General features: G+C 69.9%; 16 protein-coding genes. 10 read left to right on the top strand and 6 right to left on the bottom strand.

The features are described from left to right. Positions 1-569 precede the first annotated feature (569 nt). Positions 570-1,568, bottom strand: coding sequence for a sigma-70 family RNA polymerase sigma factor (locus ACWC5O_RS01685; RefSeq protein ID WP_450589582.1), 999 nt, complete (start codon positions 1,566-1,568; stop codon positions 570-572). 187 nt (positions 1,569-1,755) lie between these two features. Between ACWC5O_RS01685 and ACWC5O_RS01680 the strand changes: the two genes are divergently transcribed. After that, positions 1,756-2,277 carry an N-acetyltransferase family protein gene (locus ACWC5O_RS01680; RefSeq protein ID WP_450589583.1) on the top strand — a complete coding sequence of 174 codons (522 nt, stop codon included), beginning with the start codon at positions 1,756-1,758 and terminating at the stop codon, positions 2,275-2,277. Here ACWC5O_RS01680 and ACWC5O_RS01675 read toward each other — a convergent pair. Continuing rightward, the gene (locus ACWC5O_RS01675) at positions 2,274-3,080 is read right to left on the bottom strand and encodes a dioxygenase family protein (protein WP_450589584.1); all 807 of its coding nucleotides are present in this window, start codon (positions 3,078-3,080) and stop codon (positions 2,274-2,276) included. The two genes, ACWC5O_RS01680 and ACWC5O_RS01675, sit on opposite strands and share 4 nt — an antisense overlap. Before the next feature lie 146 nt (positions 3,081-3,226). Between ACWC5O_RS01675 and ACWC5O_RS01670 the strand changes: the two genes are divergently transcribed. Beyond that, positions 3,227-3,736: a MarR family winged helix-turn-helix transcriptional regulator gene (locus tag ACWC5O_RS01670; RefSeq protein ID WP_450589585.1), complete on the top strand. Its 510-nt coding sequence runs from the start codon at positions 3,227-3,229 to the stop codon at positions 3,734-3,736. A gap of 16 nt (positions 3,737-3,752) precedes the next feature. On the opposite strand, the gene ACWC5O_RS01665 is transcribed toward ACWC5O_RS01670, so the two are convergent. Beyond that, complete coding sequence (locus tag ACWC5O_RS01665) at positions 3,753-5,291, bottom strand: MFS transporter (protein WP_450589586.1); 1,539 nt, start codon at positions 5,289-5,291, stop codon at positions 3,753-3,755. Positions 5,292-5,439: 148 nt separating this feature from the next. Next, positions 5,440-6,081 (bottom strand): TetR/AcrR family transcriptional regulator, encoded by a 642-nt coding sequence (locus ACWC5O_RS01660; protein ID WP_450589587.1) that lies wholly within the window; start codon positions 6,079-6,081, stop codon positions 5,440-5,442. Between the two features lie 294 nt (positions 6,082-6,375). On the opposite strand from ACWC5O_RS01660, the gene ACWC5O_RS01655 reads away from it, so the two are divergent. The 5 genes from ACWC5O_RS01655 (at position 6,376) to ACWC5O_RS01635 (ending at position 14,471) form a co-directional block, all read left to right on the top strand. Beyond that, entirely contained in the window at positions 6,376-7,653 is a 1,278-nt protein-coding gene (locus tag ACWC5O_RS01655) for a M6 family metalloprotease domain-containing protein (RefSeq protein ID WP_450589588.1), read from the top strand. A gap of 508 nt (positions 7,654-8,161) precedes the next feature. Next, positions 8,162-9,775 (top strand): IclR family transcriptional regulator domain-containing protein, encoded by a 1,614-nt coding sequence (locus ACWC5O_RS01650; protein WP_450589589.1) that lies wholly within the window; start codon positions 8,162-8,164, stop codon positions 9,773-9,775. Between the two features lie 146 nt (positions 9,776-9,921). After that, positions 9,922-11,562 (top strand): glutamate--tRNA ligase, encoded by a 1,641-nt coding sequence (locus ACWC5O_RS01645; RefSeq protein ID WP_450589590.1) that lies wholly within the window; start codon positions 9,922-9,924, stop codon positions 11,560-11,562. 833 nt (positions 11,563-12,395) lie between these two features. Then, positions 12,396-13,814 carry an MFS transporter gene (locus ACWC5O_RS01640; protein ID WP_450589592.1) on the top strand — a complete coding sequence of 473 codons (1,419 nt, stop codon included), beginning with the start codon at positions 12,396-12,398 and terminating at the stop codon, positions 13,812-13,814. Between the two features lie 33 nt (positions 13,815-13,847). Continuing rightward, positions 13,848-14,471: a TetR/AcrR family transcriptional regulator gene (locus ACWC5O_RS01635; protein ID WP_450589593.1), complete on the top strand. Its 624-nt coding sequence runs from the start codon at positions 13,848-13,850 to the stop codon at positions 14,469-14,471. A 151-nt stretch (positions 14,472-14,622) separates the two neighbouring features. On the opposite strand, the gene ACWC5O_RS01630 is transcribed toward ACWC5O_RS01635, so the two are convergent. Beyond that, a complete protein-coding gene (locus ACWC5O_RS01630) occupies positions 14,623-15,006 on the bottom strand; it encodes a hypothetical protein (RefSeq protein WP_450589594.1) in 384 nt (127 codons plus the stop codon). Between the two features lie 489 nt (positions 15,007-15,495). On the opposite strand from ACWC5O_RS01630, the gene ACWC5O_RS01625 reads away from it, so the two are divergent. Further along, positions 15,496-15,957 carry a hypothetical protein gene (locus ACWC5O_RS01625; RefSeq protein ID WP_450589595.1) on the top strand — a complete coding sequence of 154 codons (462 nt, stop codon included), beginning with the start codon at positions 15,496-15,498 and terminating at the stop codon, positions 15,955-15,957. 251 nt (positions 15,958-16,208) lie between these two features. On the opposite strand, the gene ACWC5O_RS01620 is transcribed toward ACWC5O_RS01625, so the two are convergent. Next, positions 16,209-16,583 carry an ATP-binding protein gene (locus tag ACWC5O_RS01620; RefSeq protein ID WP_450780887.1) on the bottom strand — a complete coding sequence of 125 codons (375 nt, stop codon included), beginning with the start codon at positions 16,581-16,583 and terminating at the stop codon, positions 16,209-16,211. Positions 16,584-17,204: 621 nt separating this feature from the next. Here ACWC5O_RS01620 and ACWC5O_RS01615 point away from each other — a divergent pair. Both ACWC5O_RS01615 and ACWC5O_RS01610 read left to right on the top strand, forming a co-directional pair. Beyond that, on the top strand, positions 17,205-17,489 hold the full coding sequence (locus ACWC5O_RS01615) for a hypothetical protein (protein ID WP_450589597.1): 285 nt from the start codon (positions 17,205-17,207) through the stop codon (positions 17,487-17,489). Between the two features lie 1,274 nt (positions 17,490-18,763). Then, positions 18,764-19,021, top strand: coding sequence for a sigma factor-like helix-turn-helix DNA-binding protein (locus ACWC5O_RS01610; RefSeq protein ID WP_450589598.1), 258 nt, complete (start codon positions 18,764-18,766; stop codon positions 19,019-19,021). The last annotated feature ends 86 nt before the right edge of the window (positions 19,022-19,107 follow it).

Genomic DNA, 19,107 nt, shown 5'->3' with positions numbered 1-19,107 from the left:
GTGAGGGACGCCGAGGCGGGGGCGGAGGCGGAAAAGGGCTGGTGTGCGGTGTTGCCGGTGGCGCTGGGGGTGCTCACCTCGGCAGGCTATGCCGATGTGGCAGAATCTGCCATCCGGCGGGCCACCCCGGGGTTCAGGTACGGGGTGGCCCGCCGCTTCAGCATGTCCGCACCGCCGGCCTCCGGCGAGCCCACGCGCTCCCTCCCCCCTCTCCCCCTCTCCTCCCTCCGCTCCTCCCTCCACCCCACAGCAAGAAGCCGGGCCCCGGCGCCTGGGGGGGGTAGGCGCCGAAGCCCGGCTCTGGGAAGGTCCCGGCGCCGGGGGGGGATAGCGCGGGGACGTGGCTCACTTGTCGAGTAGGAACTACTACGTGCTCGTCATGGCAGGTGTGGGGTGTCTGCGAAAGGCGGGAGTGCGGGCCCTGGGGTCCAACTCCTGGGCCCTGAAGGGTTGTTCCCTCGGGCCCCGGGGTTGAAGCGATGGGACCACGCCATGTTTGCGCCGTCTTTCGCCACCGGGCGTACGCGGTCGTCTGCCCGGTTTCGGCCACGGGCTGTACGCCCCGTCCGTCACGCCGCCGCGTCGAAGCCGGTGCTGCGGGCCAGCTTCTTCAGTTCGAGCAGCGCGTGCTTCTCGATCTGGCGGATGCGCTCGCGGGTCAAGCCGTGCTCCTTGCCGACCTCCGTCAGCGTGCGCTCGCGGCCGTCCTCTATGCCGTACCGCATCTTGATGATGGAGGCCGTGCGCTGGTCCAGGCGGCCGATCAGGTGGTCCAGCTCCTCGCTGCGCAGCAGCGTCAGCACCGACTGCTCCGGCGACACCGCCGAGGTGTCCTCCAGGAGGTCGCCGAACTGGGTCTCGCCGTCGTCGTCCACCGACATGTTGAGGGAGACCGGGTCACGGGACCAGTCGAGCACGTCGGTCACGCGCTCCGGCGTCGAGCCCAGCTCCGCGGCGATCTCCGCGGGCTCCGGGTCGCGCCCGTGCTCGCGGTTGAACTCGCGCTGCACGCGGCGGATACGGCCCAGCTCCTCCACCAGGTGGACGGGGAGCCGGATCGTGCGGGACTGGTCGGCGATGGAGCGGGTGATGGCCTGACGGATCCACCAGGTGGCGTACGTCGAGAACTTGAAGCCCTTGCGGTAGTCGAACTTCTCGACCGCGCGCACCAGACCGGCGTTGCCCTCCTGGATCAGGTCGAGGAGGGGCAGGCCACTGCGCGGGTAGCGCCGGGCCACCGCCACGACCAGGCGGAGGTTGGAGCGGATGAAGACGTCCTTGGCCCGCTCGCCCGCGGCGACAAGGGCCTCCAGCTCCTCGCGGGAGGCGTCCGTCTGTGACTCCTCCTCGCCGTCGAGGACCTGCCGCGCGAACACACCCGCCTCGATGGTCTGGGACAGCTCGACCTCCTTGGCGGCATCGAGTAGCGGCGTACGCGCGATCTCGTCGAGATACATACCGACCAGATCGCGGTCGGCGATCTCGCCGCCATGGGCGCGAACACTGCTTGCCGAGTCGGCCGTCTCGCCGGTGGCGGACTGACGACGGGCGACGGCACGGGTTGCCATGCGTGCTCCCTTGCGATGGTGGGCGGGCGTGGTCCTTAAGGGATGCTCAGCACTCCTGGAACTCCTGGGACTCTCCACGAGTGCCCGGCATCTGGTGGAAACAACGACTGGAATCCGGACAGAATTCCCAACCCGCCCCTCAATTTTTCTGATCATGCAGTACCCTGTCCGACCACAGGGAGGCCAGATGTCGTCGGCACGTACAGAAGTGCAGGTCAGGCCGGGAGTCGAGAGCGACCTCGAAGCCCTCACGGACATCTACAACCACTACGTACGCGAGACGCCCATCACGTTCGACACCGCGATCTTCACGCGGGAAGAGCGCCGCCCTTGGCTGCTCTCCCACCCGGAAGACGGCCCGTACCGCCTGATGGTTGCCGCGGATGGACGAACTCAGCGGATTCTGGGGTACGCCACATCCAGCCCTTACCGACCGAAGCCCGCGTACACGACATCCGTGGAGACCTCGGTGTACGTCTCCCCGGACGCCGGCCGCCGCGGGATCGGCACTCTGCTCTACGACGCCCTCTTCAAGGCCCTGGCCGACGAGGACGTCCATCGCGCGTACGCCGGCATCGCCCAGCCCAACGAGGCCTCCGAGCGGCTCCACACGCGCTTCGACTTCCGGTACGTCGGCACCTACCGGGAGGTCGGGCGCAAGTTCGGCCGCTACTGGGACGTGGCCTGGTACGAGAAGGATCTCGGCTAGCCCTCGGTCAGCACTTGTCCGAACTGCACCGAGCGCTTCGCCATTCCCATCCAGAACCCGTCGATCACCGACTTCTGCGCGTCCAGCTCGCCGCCCGCCTCCGCCGCGCCCATGGTGACGAAGAGCGGGGCGAAGTGCTCGGTGCGCGGGTGGGCGTAACGGCCGGCCGGGGCCTTGTGGAGGAAGTCCAGCAGGGCGTCCCAGTCACGGGCCTCCAGAGCGTGCCGGCCCCAGTCATCGAACTCGGAGGACCAGCTGGGCACGCCGCCCGTGTGGCGCAGGGCGGCCAGGTTGTGGGTGAAGAAGCCGGAGCCGACGATCAGCACACCCTCGTCGCGCAGCGGGGCGAGCTTGCGGCCGATGTCCATCAGACGCCGGGGATCGAGGGTGGGCAGGGAGATCTGCAGGACCGGAATGTCGGCCGCCGGGAACATCTCCACGAGGGGGACGTAGGCGCCGTGGTCGAGGCCGCGGTCGGGGACGTCCTGGACGGGGGTGCCGGGGGCGCGCAACAGTTTACGGACGGACTCGGCGAGTTCGGGCGCCCCCGGGGCGGCGTACCGGACCTGGTAGTAGTGCTCGGGGAAGCCCCAGAAGTCGTAGACGAGCGGGATGGTCCGAGTCGCACCGAGGGCGAGGGGGGCCTCCTCCCAGTGCGCGGAGACCATCAGGATCGCCTTGGGGTGCGGCAGGTCCGCGGACCAGGCGGCGAGCTGGCCGGGCCAGATCGGGTCGTCGGCGAGCGGCGGGGCGCCATGGCTGAGGTACAGGGCGGGCATGCGCTCCTGGGTGGCGGCGGACATGACGGCGGCTCCCAATGCTTCGGTCGTGTACTGCGGTTGCTGCGGTCCGGTTGCTGCGGGCCAGATGTTTTAACTCTCAAGCTCTGGCCAACAGAGTACGCCCGACTTGTTCAAGTTTCAAGGAGATGCCCCGTACAGTGGAATACATGAACACGGCAACGGACTCCGCCGGCCGGCACCGCTGGCTCACCGACGAGGAGCAGCGCGTCTGGCGTGCCTATCTGCACGCCACCACCCTGCTGGAGGACCACCTCGACCGGCAGCTGCAGCGCGACGCGGGCATGCCGCACATCTACTACGGCCTGCTCGTCGGCCTCGCCGAGGCGCCGCGCCGCCGGCTGCGGATGACCGAGCTGGCCATGAAGGCGAAGATCACCCGCTCCCGGCTGTCGCACGCCGTCGCGCGCCTGGAGAAGAACGGGTGGGTCCGCCGCGAGGACTGCCCCTCCGACAAGCGCGGCCAGTTCGCGGTGCTCACCGACGAGGGCGCCGAGGTGCTGCGCCGGACCGCGCCGGGCCATGTGGCCGCCGTACGACAGGCGCTGTTCGAGCGGCTGAGCCCGGAACAGCAGAAGACCCTCGGCGAGATCATGGAGATCGTCGCCGAGGGCCTTCAGCCCAACGAAGCGGGTGCGGACCTGCCCTGGCTCCGCTAAGTCACGGTCCCGGGGGTCAGTGGGCGACCACCGGCACCGGCACCTCGTCCTCGGCGCCCTCGCCGGAGGCCACCGTGGTGGCGCCCGGGCGGCCGGCGTTGACGAAGGTGAAGGCGATCAGCGAGGCGAGGCCGAGGATGCCGACGGCGAACCAGATCGCCGCGCTGTAGCCGTGCACCATGCCCTGCAGCCGGACCAGCTGCTGCTGCGGCTTGGAGGCCGCACCGGCGATGTGGTCCCTGACGTACGACGTCGTCGCGGAGGCGGCGATCGTGTTCAGCAGGGCGGTGCCGATGGCGCCGCCCACTTGCTGCGAGGTGTTGACCATCGCGGAGGCGACACCGGCGTCCCGGGGCTCGACGCCCGAGGTGGCCAGGGACATCGCCGGCATGAACGCCGTACCCATGCCGAGGCCGAGCAGCAGCATCGCGGGCAGCAGCAGGGTGGCGTACGAGGAGCCGACCTCCAGCTGGGTCAGCAGCAGCATGCCGAGACCGGCGACCAGGAAGCCGGGGCCCATCAGGACGCGGGCCGGGACCCGGGTCATCAGCCGGGCGCCGATCTGGGTGGAGCCGGTGATCATGCCCGCGATCATCGGGAGGAACGCGAAGCCGGTCTTGACCGGCGAGTAGCCCTTCACGACCTGCAGGTAGTAGGTCAGGAAGAGGAACAGGCCGAACATGCCGATGATCGCGAGGCCCAGGGAGAGGTAGATCCCGCCGCGGTTGCGGTCGGTGACCACGCGCAGCGGCAGCAGCGGGGCCTTGACCCTGGACTCGACCAGCGCGAAGGCGGTCAGCAGCACCGCGGACGCGACGAACATCGAGACGGTCACGGCGTCGCTCCAGCCGTCGGACTCGGCACGGGTGAAGCCGTAGACGAGGGCGACCAGGCCGAGGGTGGACAGGGCCACGCCCGGGATGTCGAGCGGGGAGCGGTTGCGGCCGCCCTCCGGCTCACGGATGACGAGGTTGGCGCCGAGCGCGGCGACGACCGCGAACGGGACGTTCACGAAGAAGGTCCAGCGCCAGTCCAGGTACTCGGTGAGGAAGCCGCCGAGGATCAGACCGACCGCGCCGCCGCCACCGGCGATCGCGCCGTAGATGCCGAACGCCTTGGCACGCTCTTTGGCGTCCGTGAACATCACGGCGAGCAGGGACAGCGCGGCCGGGGCGAGCAGGGCGCCGAAGACACCCTGGAGGGCGCGGGCGCCGAACATCATCGCGCCGGTGGTGGCGACACCGCCGAGCACGGAGGCGGCGGCGAAGCCGGTCAGGCCCAGGACGAAGGCGCGCTTACGGCCCCACAGGTCGGCGATGCGGCCGCCGAAGAGCAGCAGACCGCCGAAGGCGAGGGCGTAGGCGGTGACGACCCACTGCCGGTTGCCGTCGGATATGCCGAGGTCCTGCTGGGCGGAGGGCAGGGCGATGTTCACGATGGTGGCGTCGAGGACGACCATCAGCTGGGCGAGCGCGATGAAGACGAGCGCCTTCCAGCGGTTGGCGTCGCCGCTCGGTGCGGCGGCGCCGGGAGCCTTGAGGGCTGTTTCGGACATGGGGGTACCCACTTCGGGACTTCGTGACGGGAAAATGATCAGAAAGCGGAGAACTGTCGGACGTACGCGCTGGAGGGGCCGGCTCGTCGTCGCTGACGACCGGGGTGCTGGTGTGTGGGAGACCGCAGTCGCGGCCGGAACTAATCGCTCAGCACCGGCGCAGCTCCTTGATGGTCACGGCCGTTCCCGGCAGGGCGGAGCGGGCGGGGGCCCGCAGCCCGTCCAGGAACAGCTGCAGATGGCGGTGGATGAAGCGGTCGCTGCTCAGGCAGTCGGTGCCGGCCGGCGGCCGGCTGAGCTGGGCCACGACGACCAGCAGGTCGCCGACGCCCACGTCGGCGCGGAGCCGGCCCGCCTCCCTGGCCCGGTCCATGACCTCCTCGACCAGTTTCTCGACCCGTTCCCGGGACGCCACCAGGTCGGGGTGGTCCTTGTCGAAGGTGCTGGAGACCATCGGGCACAGCGCGCTGATCCGCTCGTCGGCGGCGGTGTGCACGAAGTGCTCCAGGGCGGCGAAGGCGTCCCCGGTCTCCACGAGGGCCTGCTCGGCCGCTTCGGCCGTACGGTCCATGACGGAGCAGACGACCTCGCGGACGAGGGCGTCACGGTCCGGGAAGTTGCGGTACAGGGTGGCATTGCCGACGCCGGCCCGGCGGGCGATCTCGTCGAGCGGCACGTCCGGGCCGTGCTCGACGAACATCTCCCGGGCGGCGGTGACGATCCGCTCCCGGTTGCGCAGGGCGTCGGCGCGGGGCCGGGACACCTTGCGGGTCGGGGTTGCGGTCTGCACGGCGTCCTCCCTGAGTCGTTGACGGTGGTCGAGTCTGCGTCGGCGATCCGGGGAAGGAGTCCCCGTTTCGCTCGGACACAGGTCTAAACGGGGAGAGGTTCCCCGGTTATTTCCCGCCGCCGCAATGAATTCCTGTGACCTGAACCACACCTGCCGGGCGCGGTTCCCACCCGCACGCGCGGGGATTTCCCACGATCGGTCTCCTTCAGCGCGCGCCCCCCACCCTGCCGACCCAGGGTGAGCGCAAGGGTGCAGCCGGCGACCGGCGGCTGCCGTGGAGCGGAAGGTCCATGCATGCAGCCGCACTCGCCCCGCCGCCGCATACGCCCGCGCCGCGTGGCCGCCCTCGGCGCGGTGACCGTCCTGACCCTCGCGGTCAGCACCTCGGCCGGGACCGGACATCTCACGACGCCCACCGCCGCCGGCCCCATAGGCCTCGCCCGCTCCTCCGCCCTCTCGCCGTGCCTGATCCACAGCGGCCTGGACGTACAGATGACGGAGGGCCTGCCCACCCCGGCCGGTTACTCCCGCTCCACCGGCACGGTCCACGCCCTGACCCTGATGGTCGACTTCTCCGACGCGCCCGGGCAGGGCAGCGCGCTCGACCGCTTCCACGAGTTCTTCCCGCAGACCCAGGAGTGGTTCCGCACGGCGTCGTACGGCCGGCTCGACTACCAGGCCGAGAGCCCGATCACCACGTGGCTGCGGATGCCGAAGTCCTTCAAGGCGTACGGCATAGAGCGCGGCGCGCCCTTCGACCCCGGCTACCGGCAGCTGGTGCAGGACATCGTGGCCGCCGCCGATCCCGAGGTGGACTTCCGCTCGTACGACCTGCTGAACGTGCTGGTCACCCCGAACGCCGGCCCCTCCGCCCTGGACACGGTGCTGTCCGTGACCTTCGCCGGCAACGCCGACGCCCCGGTCGCCGACGGCGTTCCCATCGCCAACGCGTCCTTCGTCTACTCCCGCCAGGACGACGGCTCCGGCTCCTACACCCGCACCGGCTACCGCGTCCTGCCGCACGAGAACGGCCACACCTTCGGCCTGCCCGACCTCTACACCCAGGAGGGCGGGGGCACGGTCGGCCACTGGGACATCATGAGCGAGGACTGGGGGGCCAACAACGACACGCTCGGCTGGCACAAGTGGAAGCTGGGCTGGCTGGACGGCAACCAGGTCGGCTGCGCGGCCACCCCGGGCACGGTCGAGTACACGCTGACGCCGCTGTACAAGGAGGGCGGCGGGAAGCTGATCCTCGTGCCGGTCGACGCGCGGACCACGTACGCACTGGAACTGCGCGCCCCGGGCGGCAACGACGAGGCGGTGTGCAAGCCGGGCATCCTCGTCTACAAGGTCGACGCCACCGTGGACACCGGACGCGGCCCGGTCACCGTCTACGACGCCCACCGCAACAGCGGCGGTTGCACCCGCAGCCCCAACGTCCACGCGGAACTCTCCGACGCCCCCTTCACCACCGGCGAGTCCTTCAAGGACCCACGCCACGGGATCACGATCGAGGTACTCGGGGCGGATGCATCCGAGAACTACAAGGTGCGGATCACGCGGAGCTAGCGGGGGTGGGGCCGGGGCGGGATGACCTCAGGGCGCACGGACTTGCGTGAAGGCCTCCGCGCGGGCGGGTTTGCGCTGTGGCCGCCGCCGGGACGGGCTTGGGGGGCGCCCCGGGTGCGGGGGGTGCGCGGGGGCGATCGGGCGGGCGGGGCTGCACGGGGGTGGGCGGGTTTGCGGGGTCGCCGCCACGCGGACGGACTTGCGTGGTGGCCTACGCGCGGGCGGGCTCGCGCGGACGGGCTCGCGCCGTGGCTGGCGGGCCGGGGGGGCTCGCACAGTCGCCCCCACGCAGACGGACTTGCACAGTGACCCCCAACGCGGACAGCCTCACGCGGTCACCCCCAGGCCGGCGAGCTCGCACAGTCACCCCCAACGCGGACAGCCTCACGCGGTCACCCCCGGGCCGGCGAGCTCGCGTAGCGCTCCACCCACGCGGACGTGCTCGCGCGGACGCCCCCGCGCGGGCGGGTTTACCGTAGGCGTGCCTGGATGCCGTATCGGAGAGTTGATGCCCGCGAACACCGCACTGGATGCCGAGGTCCGCGCAGGGGTGCCGACCGAGGCGGTCGCGCCGTTGATCCGTGGGATCGCCGTGCTGCGGCGGCTGACCGAGGCGGGCGGCACGCTGAGTCCGAGCGCGCTGGAGCGGGCCACCGGGCTCGCCCGGTCCACGGTCGACCGGATCACCGCCACCCTGGCCCGCATGGGGTACGTCCGCCTCGACGGCCGGGACGTCGTCCTCGCCCCCCGCGTGATGGAGCTGGGCAACGCCTACCTGGCCGCCCTGCGCCTGCCCGCACTCCTCGACGCGCGCGCGGACGCCCTCGCCGACGAGCTGGACGAGTCGGTGTCGCTCGCGGTCGCCGACCTGGACGGCATCCGCTTCATCCACCAGGCCACCCGCCGCCGTGCGATGTCCGTGAGCTTCCGCATCGGCGACCTGCTGCCGGCCGAACGCACCGCGCCCGGACCGCTGTTCGCGGCCGAATGGACGGACGCGGACTGGCAGCGGTGGCGGACCCGGTGGACCGAGGACCCCGAGGACGCCTCCTTCCCCGCCGTACCGCCCCGCTCGGCATCCGCCGCGGACGACTTCGAACGGCGGGCGGAACGGGCTCGCCGGGACGGCTGGGCGCTGGACGACCAGCTGATCGAACCGGGCCTGGTCGCGGTGTCCGTGCCGGTACGGGAGCCGGACACCGGCCGGGTGGCGTGCGTGGCGAGCGTGGTCAGCCACACCAGCCGCCACTCGGCGGCCGACCTGCGCACCTCCCTGCTCCCCCGGCTGCGTACGGCGGTGGCGGCGATGGAGGCAGACCTGCGCGAGGCACCGCGGCCACGGCCCGGCCCGCCGCCCTCGGGCCTGGCGACCTGGACGACGGCCTCCAAGCACGAGCTGGGCCGGGAGTTCGTCGAGTCCCTGGCCCGGGGCCTGACCGTGCTGACCGCGTTCGGCGGGGACCGCTCCGCACTGCCGCTGACCGAGGTGGCCCGGGCGACCGGCCTGGCCCGCGCCACGGCCCGGCGGGCCCTGATCACGTACGAGCACCTGGGCCTGGTGTCCGCGGGCCCCGACCACACCTACACCCTCACGCCCCGCGTCCTGGACCTGGGCTTCCCGCCGCTGTCCCGCACCACGCTCCCCCGCCTCGCCGAGCCCCACCTGCGGGCCCTCACCGGCCGGTTGCACGAGCCGACGGCACTGGCGGTGCTCGTGCCGGGCACGGAGGCGGAGATCCAGTACACGGCCGGGGCGGGCGCGAGCCGGGTGCTGACCGTGGACGTCACGGTGGGCGCGCGGCTGCCGGCCGCCTCGACGTCCCTGGGCCGCGTGCTCCTCGCGGACGGCGCCGGGCGCCTGTCCCCCGCCCTCGCCGAGGTCCGCGCACAGGGCTACGCCCTGGTCGACGAGGAGCTGGAGTCGGGCCTGCGGTCGATAGCCGTACCGGTACGGGACCGGACGGGCCGGGCGGTCGCCGCGGTGAACGTGGCCACCCACCCGGCCCGCCGCACTCTGGAGGAGTGCGTCCACGACCTCCTCCCCGCCCTCCGCGCGACCGCCGACCACATCCAGACGGACCTGCACACCGCGTCCCGCTTCACCCGGGTCCCGGCGGCCTGAGCGACAGCCGGCCGCCCCTCGCCCGACATCCGCCCCGCGGAGGCCGAGCAGCCCGTTGATAGCCTGAACGAACGTCCCGCTACGTTCTTCTACGTCCCTTCTACGTCCCTTCTACGTCCCTTCTAGGCCGGAAGCCGAGACCCTCCATGCTCGACGCCAGCACCATCGACGCACTGTTCCCCGCGGACCTTCCGGAGCCCGCGCACTGGGAGCAGCGCTACCCGGCCCGCGACCTGCCCGCCGGCGCGCAGGTCACCCGGCTGGCGCCGTCGCCGACCGGCTTCGTCCACATCGGCGGGATCTACGCGGGCCTGATCAACCAGGCCGTCGCGCACCGCACCGGCGGCACGTACCTGGTACGCATCGAGGACACCGACCAGTCGCGCCAAGTCGAGGGCGCCATCGAGCAGTTCAACCGGGCGTTCGACTACTTCACCCTGCCCGCCGACAACGCCACGGCCGTCGGCGACTACGGCCCCTACCTCCAGTCGGCACGCCAGGAGATCTACCTCAGCTACGTGCGTGCGCTGCTGCGAACGGGACAGGCCTACCTCTGCTTCGCGACCCAGCAGGAGCTGACCGACATCCGGCAGCGCCAGGAGGACACCAAGGTCCCGACCGGCTACTACGGCGACTGGGCGATCTGGCGCGACGCCGACCCCGGCGAGGTCGCGGCCAAGCTCGCGGAGGGTGCGCCCTACGTGGTGCGGTTCCGCTCGCCCGCCCTGCGAGGTGCGCGCCGGTCCTTCACGGACGCCATCCGCGGGCGCCTGGAGCACGAGGACAACCGCAACGACGTGGTGATCCTCAAGTCCTCCGACAGCGCGCTGCGGTTGCCGACGTACCACTTCGCGCACGTCGTGGACGACCACCTGATGCGGGTCAACCTCGTCGTCAGGGGCGAGGAGTGGATCTCCTCCGTTCCCGTGCACCTCCAGCTCTTCGAGGCGCTCGGCTTCGAGCCGCCCGTGTACGCGCACATCGCGCCGCTGATGAAGCAGATCAAGGGCGGCAAGCGGAAGCTCTCCAAGCGCAAGGACCCCGAGTCCACGGTCGACTTCTATCTCGGCGAGGGCTACCCGGCCGAGCCGGTGCTCTACTACCTCCGCGGGCTCGCGAACGGCCGGCTGGCCGAACTGCCGCTCGCCCAGGCGCTGCAGGAGCCCATCAGGCTCGAGGACTGCGGGGTGGCGGGTCCGCTGGTCGACCTGGTGAAGCTGGAGGGCATCAGCGCGGACCACATCGCCACGCTGAGCAGCGGGCAGATCCTCACCGCCGTGCGCGAGTGGGCCCTGTCCCACGACCCCGACCTCGTGCCGGTGCTGGACGCCGAGCGGGCGCTCGCACTGGCGGCCGTGGACGTGGAACGCGTGGGCGTGGACAACCCCCGCAAGGATCTCCGCAAGTGGTCGGACTTCCGCGACGCCTACGGCTTCTTCTTCCCGCAGCTGTTCACCCTCGTCGCCGCCGGGGACGAGCGTCTCGGCGGCCTCGACGAGGACCTGGTCCGCGCCTTCGCGCAGGACTTCGCGGCGCAGTACGCGGAACTGGACGATCCCCAGGCCTGGTTCGACCAGATCCGGACCCTCGCCACCAAGCACGGCTTCGCCCCCACGCCCAAGGAGTTCAAGAAGAACCCGGACGCCTACCCCGGCTCGATCCGCGAGGCCTCCCAGCTGATCCGGGTGGCCCTGACCGGCTCGACCCGCAGCCCGGACCTCTTCGCCGTGGCCCGTACGCTGGGCCGCGACGAGGTACTCCGCCGCGTCTCCGCGCTGACCGCGTAGCCCTGAGGGGTTGCTGTCCTCTGCCGCCTCAGTCACTGGCGGCGGCTTCCAGGCGGGTGGTCATGTCTCAGCGCCTGGCCGCCCCCAGTCGATGACGTGGATGCCGGCGCTTCCGGCGGGCTCGTTCAGCGCCGCTCGGTTCGCTCCGCTCATCGTTGTGGAGGCCTGGCTCACCGAAGTCACCTGATTCCCTGGCCCATTGCTGCACAAGGGGTGAACTCGTCCGGGCTCGTGCACAGGGCGATGAGCGCCCAGGCGGTCGTGTACGTGCGAGATGGTCCGTGCTGTGTCATGAGGCGGCGTGTCTGGCATTGGCGGATGGGGGCGAGGAGTCAGCGCCTGCGCTGCAGGTTCATGTGGATGTGCCCCGGTGTGCGGTGCCCGGGCGTCGAGCCACTGAGCGGATGCGGCCTGGAGTTCGGCGCTGCCGAGGACCTGCAGCGTCTGGGTCAGGGCGCGGAGGAAGATCTCCCGCTGCAGCGGTGTGCGGATGTCGCGGAGGAGGACCGCCTCGGCAATGACGATGACGTGGTCGTCGGGCACGTCCGGCGAGTCCAGCCATGCCGCAGGGACTTCTGGGACGCGGCTGCAGTCGAGCCGGAAAGCCTTGCACTCGACGGCCTGTGGATGAGCCTGGCCCTGACTGCCGAGCAGATGACGACACCGTCCTGGAGACGATGAACTGCCAGGACGCCGCCATCAGGGCCCGAGACACGCACTGGCGCATCGAAGCGCACGCGAGCAACTCCGAGCAACTCAAACACTGCTGTTCAGGTTATCCCTCTGTGCGGTACCGTAACTCATACACCTTGTATGAATTCGGAGGCCCACTGATGGCTCACGCCACCCACGCCACCGCCAAGCCCCATCCCGAACCGGCGGTTCACCCACGGCGCTGGATGCTGCTCACCCTGCTCTGCCTGTCGCAGTTCATGCTGATCGTGGACGTGACGGTGATCAGCGTCGCGCTCCCCAGCATCGGCACCGATCTCCACCTCACCCGCGAAACCCTCACCTGGGCGGTCACCGCCTACACACTCTGCTTCGGCGGTCTGATGCTGCTGGGCGGCCGCCTGGCCGACGCCTTCGGCGCCCGGCGCCTGCTGCTGACCGGCCTGGTGCTGTTCACCGTCGCCTCACTCGTGACCGGCCTGTCGGAGAACGCCACCGTCCTGATCGGCGGACGGCTCTCGCAGGGCATCGGCGCGGCCCTGCTCTCCCCGGCCGCGCTCGCCACGATCACCCGCACTTTCCACGGCCCCGAGCGGAACAAGGCGTTGGGCATCTGGGCCATGCTCGGCGGCATCGGCTTCGCGGTCGGTGCGATCCTCGGCGGCGTACTCACCGCCGGCCCGGGCTGGAGCTGGGTCTTCTTCATCAACGTCCCGGTCGGCCTGAGCATCTTCCTCCTGCTGCCCCGGCTTCTCCCCGCGTCCGCGCCGCACGGCAACAGCCGGGTCGACCTGCCGGGCGCCGTCCTGGTCACCGCGGCGACCGGATCACTCATCTACGGCCTGATCAAGGCGGGCGACGCGGGCTGGGGTTCGGCCGACACGCTGGTGCCGCTGTTCGGCTCCGCCGTCCTCTACACCGTCTTCGCCCTCGTCGAGCGGAGGATCTCCGCCCCGCTGATGGACCTCCGCATCCTCGCCAAGCGCCCGGTCGCCGCCGGCTCGTTCCTGATGCTGGTCGCCACCGGTCTGCTGCTCGGCTTCGTCTTCCTCGGGTCCCTCTACCTCCAGGACGTGCGCGGGCTCTCCGCCCTGTCCACCGGGGCTCTGCTGCTGCCCGTCGCCGTCGCCACGGCGATCGGCGGCCACCTCGCGGCGCACCTCATCGCCCACGCGGGCGCGCGCCCCGTCGCCGTCGGCGGACTGCTCGTCTCGGGCAGCGGAGGCCTGGTTCTCGCTCTGGTCGACGGCACCCCCGGTACGGTCGCCGGCCTGGCCGTCGGCGCGATCGGCATCATCCCCGTCTTCGTCTCCGCGACCACCACCGCGCTCGGATTCATCTCCCATCACGAGGCCGGCATCGCCTCCGGAGTGGTCAACACGTTCCACGAAGTCGGCGGAGCCGTAGGCGCCGCGACCGTCTCGACCATCGCCGCCACCGGAATCGCCGAGCATTCCGCAACCGGCTTCCACGCCGCCTACACCGCGCTGGCCGTCGTGGCAGCGGTGGCGGCGGTCATCGCGCTGGCGGTGATTCCCCGGGGCAAGGCCGAGCTCCCCGAGGGTGTCCACGTTCACTGAGAGGAACCACTCACGGTCCTTAGACTCCACCCCATGGACTCCGGACACCACAACGGCACCGCGAAAGCCCGACGGGGCAGCTCCGCCCACCCCCGTCGGGCCGACGCGGAGCGCAACATCGCCGCGATCCTCGCCGCCGCCACCACATGCTTCGGCAAGAACTCCAACGCGAGCATGACCGAGATCGCCGCGGCGGCCGGAGTCGGCCGGGTCACCCTGTACGGCCACTTCTCCTCGCGCGAGGCGCTCCTCAGCGAACTGATGGAGCGCGCCCTGGCCGAGGTCGCCGCGGTTCTCGACGCCACCGACCTCGACCAGGGCCCGGCCGACGAGACACTCCGGGCCCTCATCCGTTCCTCCTGGCAACTGCTCGACCGCAACCTGCGCATGCTGCACGCCGCCCGCCGTGCCCTGCCCGCGGAAGCGGTCCACGATCACCACGTCGGCATCCTGTCGGCGATGGAACGGCTCATCACCCGAGGGCGGCAGGAAGGAGCATTCCGGGACGACCTCCCCTCCCACTGGCTGGTCGGCACCATCTACGCCCTGGTCCAGGCCGCCGGAGACCAGGTCGAAGCCGGCCAGTTCACCTCCGAGGAGGCCCTCGGTGCTCTCGAGGCGACCCTCGCCTCGGCCCTCCGCCGCCCAGACTGCTGAGAGCACGCCGGACTCTGCCGCGCAACGGCGGCGGCGTGCCCCGTCGCCCACGGGCCACATCGCCGATGATCCAGGAAGCGATGGTGTCGGGAAGCAAGTTCGTGGTCTTCTCCACCCGCCGGCGTGGCTACTTTCGCCGTGTCTGCCTCAACTACGCCCACGTCCCCCGCGACCATCCCGGCGGCGAAGCCGCCGTAGCCCTCGGCCTTGCCTGCGCCATCCTGGACGCGGCGACGGCTACGGCCGTTGCCGCCACGAACTGTGGTCCAACGGCGGCCGAGTCCACGAACGTGCCTACCTCGACGATGGCACCAGCACCCTCGTCCCCCCGCCCGTCCGGAAACACGAACGCCGCTCCGGCATCCACGCACGCCGCTGGTACCACTTGATCACCATCGTCTGCCCCAGAGATCCCGAGCACCGCGAACCAGTCGGTGTCACCACGGCGGCCGGCGAACGAGACGAGGGGCAGAGCGACACCGAGACCGGCTTCCACCACGCGGAGCACCTCCCGTTCCCTGTGGAACCACCGCATGCCAGAACTGAGACCTCAGCCTCGCCCAACGGCGTCCCGCTGATCCGCTGCTCTGTCAGGGACCGCCCTCGTGGCGGTCCCCATCCTTGCCGCAGCGGGGCCGGAGGCTCACACAGAGCATTCAGCCACGTTTCACGCAAGGCACTGCCTTCGTGGGATGTGTCTGAAACAGAGAATCCCCAGGCCAGGGCGGGTTCACCTCAGAGCCTAAAAACGAGGATCCCGATTCTCCAAACGCCGAGATCAGGCAGTGCGTCGTCCCGCCTCGGTCGCCCCTGAGTCAGCTCGTCGGCTCGGGTCGGGAGCGATCCCGCGCCCGCGACCCGAGTCCGCCGCCCTAGGTGCCGGCCGCCGACCAAGTTCAGCATGGCGACGCAGGTCGCACCTCACCACGTCACCCCGGCTCCCTCCTGTGGCCGCACGCCCGCGGCAGTGGAACACTCCTGAGACATGCTTGCTATTTAAGTAGCAAGAGGGGAAGGTGGAGGTGTGCCCATCCGCCACATCCCCGGCGGGCAGCAGGATCGGCGGGCACTCCTGCTGCTCGTGAGTGACGATCGGGAGCTACTGCTGTGCGGCGCCTGCTGCGGCGACTGGACTATCCCGTCCATCCACCTTGGCACTGACGACGAGCCCGCCCACCAGGCCCGTGGCCATCTCGCGCGGGCCTTCGGCATCAGCAACGCACGACTCGCCGCCGTCCGTGGAGCCCACACCTCAGGCAGGGACCAGGCCTGGGAATGCGAGCGGGTGACGCAGGCCCACGTCCTGATCGCCCATATCAGCAACGCGGAAGCGCGCTCGGCATGCGACAGCGGAAGCAGGCACACCCTGTGGACCTTGGACGACTTGCGCCGTCATCGCAGACGGGTGACCCCTCAGGGGGTCGTCACCCTTCTTGCCGGATACCTCGAAGGCTGGCTACCCGACGGCTCTCACACGCTCTACTGACCCACACCCGGACCCAGGGGAGTCCGTCCAGCCGCATGGTGACGGTACGGAGTGGTCAGGTCATCGAGGCAATGCCCCGACTGTGACTGTCGGATCCGGGACGGCATTCTGAGGAACACGCGCATGGCGAAGCGTCTGCAGCCCGCAGACAGGCGCGCTGCAAGGTCGGCAAAACCCCTGCGTGGCGACACGCGCCTGAGAGCGCCTGCGATGAGTGAAGCTGATTCGTTTTCCGCGGACAGTGACTGGCCTCAAGCGGGCTGTTCCGTCACAGGCAAGCGGGCCCAGTGAGTGATGCGGCCGCAGCGGTCGTGCGTCCCGTGCGCTGTGGCCAGAGCATCGACGATGCACAGACCCCGCCCGCGTTCCTCCTGCGAACAGGACGCCGCCCAGGCTCCCTCTCGCGTCGCCGGTCCCCCGTCGGTGATCCCCACCCATACCCGGAGGTCCGCCCGCTCGCGGCGCAGGTGCAGAGCCAGCGGCGGTTGGGCGTGCTCGATGGCGTTGGTCACCAGTTCGGACACCACCAGCAGCACCGATTCAGCCGCGCCCTCACCGACCTGCCAGATGCTCAGCATCGAACCCACTATCCGGCGAGCATGAGCGACCGCCTCCGCACGGTGCACGAGAGGGCACGACGCGTGACTCGGAACGCTCAGCGCGTCCGCGAAGCCGTGGGCGATGTCGCCATACCCGTCGGCGGCAGGGCCGACCATCGGTGCGCAGATCGGGCGAGAGAACCACTGTGATCGCGAGCTTTCCATCATGGTCATCCGACATTGAGGGCGATGAGTGACCGAACAGGACCAACCCTGCACGGTCACCCCGCAACCAAAGAGGTGGAAAACACGTAAACCGCCACGCCTCCTCGGCCTACGTACTCGTCGCCGCCCCCCTCGTCACACCGAGAACGGCTTCCTGCAGGAACAGCGGCTCGCCGAATCGTGTCCCGCTGAGGTGTACAGCCACTGGCCGAGCTGATTCGGTTCCGGCGGGGCATGGGCAAGCAGCGGTCGAGCAGCGTCCCTGGAGCATGCGCGCCTGACCAGAAGATGAGTGTCTGGGCAGGTACATATACGCTCGCCCCGCATGGCCGCTGGACGGATGCTGCTCCTGGGGGTGACCGTGCGGCTCTCAGCGAGCAGCGTTACGTCGGACGGTGCCGCGCACGGCGAGTGGTCGCCGTCGAGTTGATCGTCGGGCACAACGGCTGAGGGGTTCCCACGAGTACACGAGGGGAGTCTTCCATGGCGGCTGACCAGTATTCGTGGACTTATGAAACGCTTGTGTTCAGTTCCCGCATGGGTTACTTCGACCGGCGGCACTTCCAGCACTGGCACTGTGTACTGGAGTGGATCGATTCCGAGATAGGTGACAGCGGCAACGGTGTGTTCGACCGGGCTGTAGTGATCCGGCTGTGCACGGATCATCGCGGATTGGTCCACAGCGAGGGCCGTGTCAGGCTTCGGGCGGAGGACTTTTCCGGGTCAATTTGCCTCACGCAGGCGCGTCCGGAGATGCCAGCGGAGTGAACGGACTGTTGTCCAACTCGTTTGAGGGGCTCCGTGGTTCAGCCTGTGTGCGCCTGGATCAGGGTGGCGGGCCGCACCGGGGCTGGGCACCGAGGTGCGCTGGCTCTGCGGTCGTCGGTGACCGCACCTGACTCTTCACAAAAACGTGCTGCTCTGCGGCGTGCGGCTGACAGGCTGTACTTGGGGCAACGGCCCGGCTGCGAACCAGCCCGCCTCGAGGCTCCCTGGAGCTGGCGCGTCTGCGCTGGTCACGGCGGGAGTGTGACCGCAGGTCCCACGCCGCGGCCATGAGCTGGGACGAGCCCGCACCGGCACCAGCCCGGTGGCGACGGCGGGCGAGCGCCGCGCTGAACCTCCTGCGCGACCTCGTCAGGAGCGGTTCGGGTATCCACGCCTCGGCCTGCTCTCGGAGTCGTGCGGTGAAGGCGGCGATGCGGTGGGTTCGACGGCGGTCGGAAGGCGGCAAGCGGTCGCGGCGGAGGCAGCGGATCGAGCGTCTCGGTCTGAGCATCCTCAATGTCCACCTCGCCGCCGGGATGCACCAGTTCATCGCCGGACGGGACTGGCGCACCGTCTACCGGCTGTCTTCCTACGCGCCCTACCTCAATCCCGTGGAGCATCTGGTCCCTGCTGCGGCGCGGCTGGCTGTCCGACACGGCGTTCGCCGCACCCGAGCATCTGATCCAGACCATCCGACCTGGTCTGAGAGCGATCCAGTACTGCCCCGACCTGATCAACGGATGCATCCGGAACCGGGCTGTCCATCACACCCACGACAACCCGTCTTCAACTTCAGTAACACACCCTCAAACATTGCTTAAGGGAGCCATAAGCCTGCTCGACCGCCGCAACTTACCAAGGGTTACGTCGAACGGCATGAGTAGCATGCTGATCACTGGAGCCCCGCGAACAAGCCAAGTTGGCCGAATACCGGCCCGGGCGGCGGCTCGTAGAAGACTGGCCCTCTTCACGCGCCCTCCCGGTAAAACCTCGAGGAAAGGTGACATATGGCTCATGCCGGACCTCCCGGAGTGGCGCCGCCTCGCAACGCCTGCCTCGGGCGCATCCAAAGGATGTCCATCATTCACCGACATTGACCGCGATGACATTCTTCTTCCCAGGAGTTCCTGCCGTGCGCGCAACAATCCCTCCAGCCGCGTACCACTGTGCAAGATTCATCGTCCCGGACAGACAGAACGCCTTGACCGCATCCGGGGCTCTTCCCGCCTGGCGCGCGCTAGGCAGCCATAGAACGAACTGGGTGAAATAACGGCATGCGCAGGGAAACGACGAGATTTCTTGTCGGCGCAGACCAGTCGGACTTCAAGCCGTCCGCCGTGGTCGTCGCGGACGCCCTGGCCAGCCTGCCCTCCGCGCACCGCGAGGCCATCGTCGAGTCCTACCTGGCTGGACGCACGACCCGGCAGGCCGCGGCAGTGCTCGCTCTTCCCCACGACACGGTGAAGTCGCGGGTGTACTACGGGCTGCGGGAACTCAGAGGAATACTGCAGGAGCAGGGATGGCTCCGGTGATGCGCCAGGTCGTCGAGCGCAGGTTAAGGCGTCCGTAGACATCGCCATGGATGTCGGACCGTGCACGGACGCAAAGCTGGGATTGC

The sequence above is a fragment of the Streptomyces sp. NPDC001450 genome, assembly GCF_053597295.1.
The sequence above is the reverse complement of the archived record's forward strand: the minus strand, read 5'-3'. Positions and strand labels throughout refer to the sequence as shown.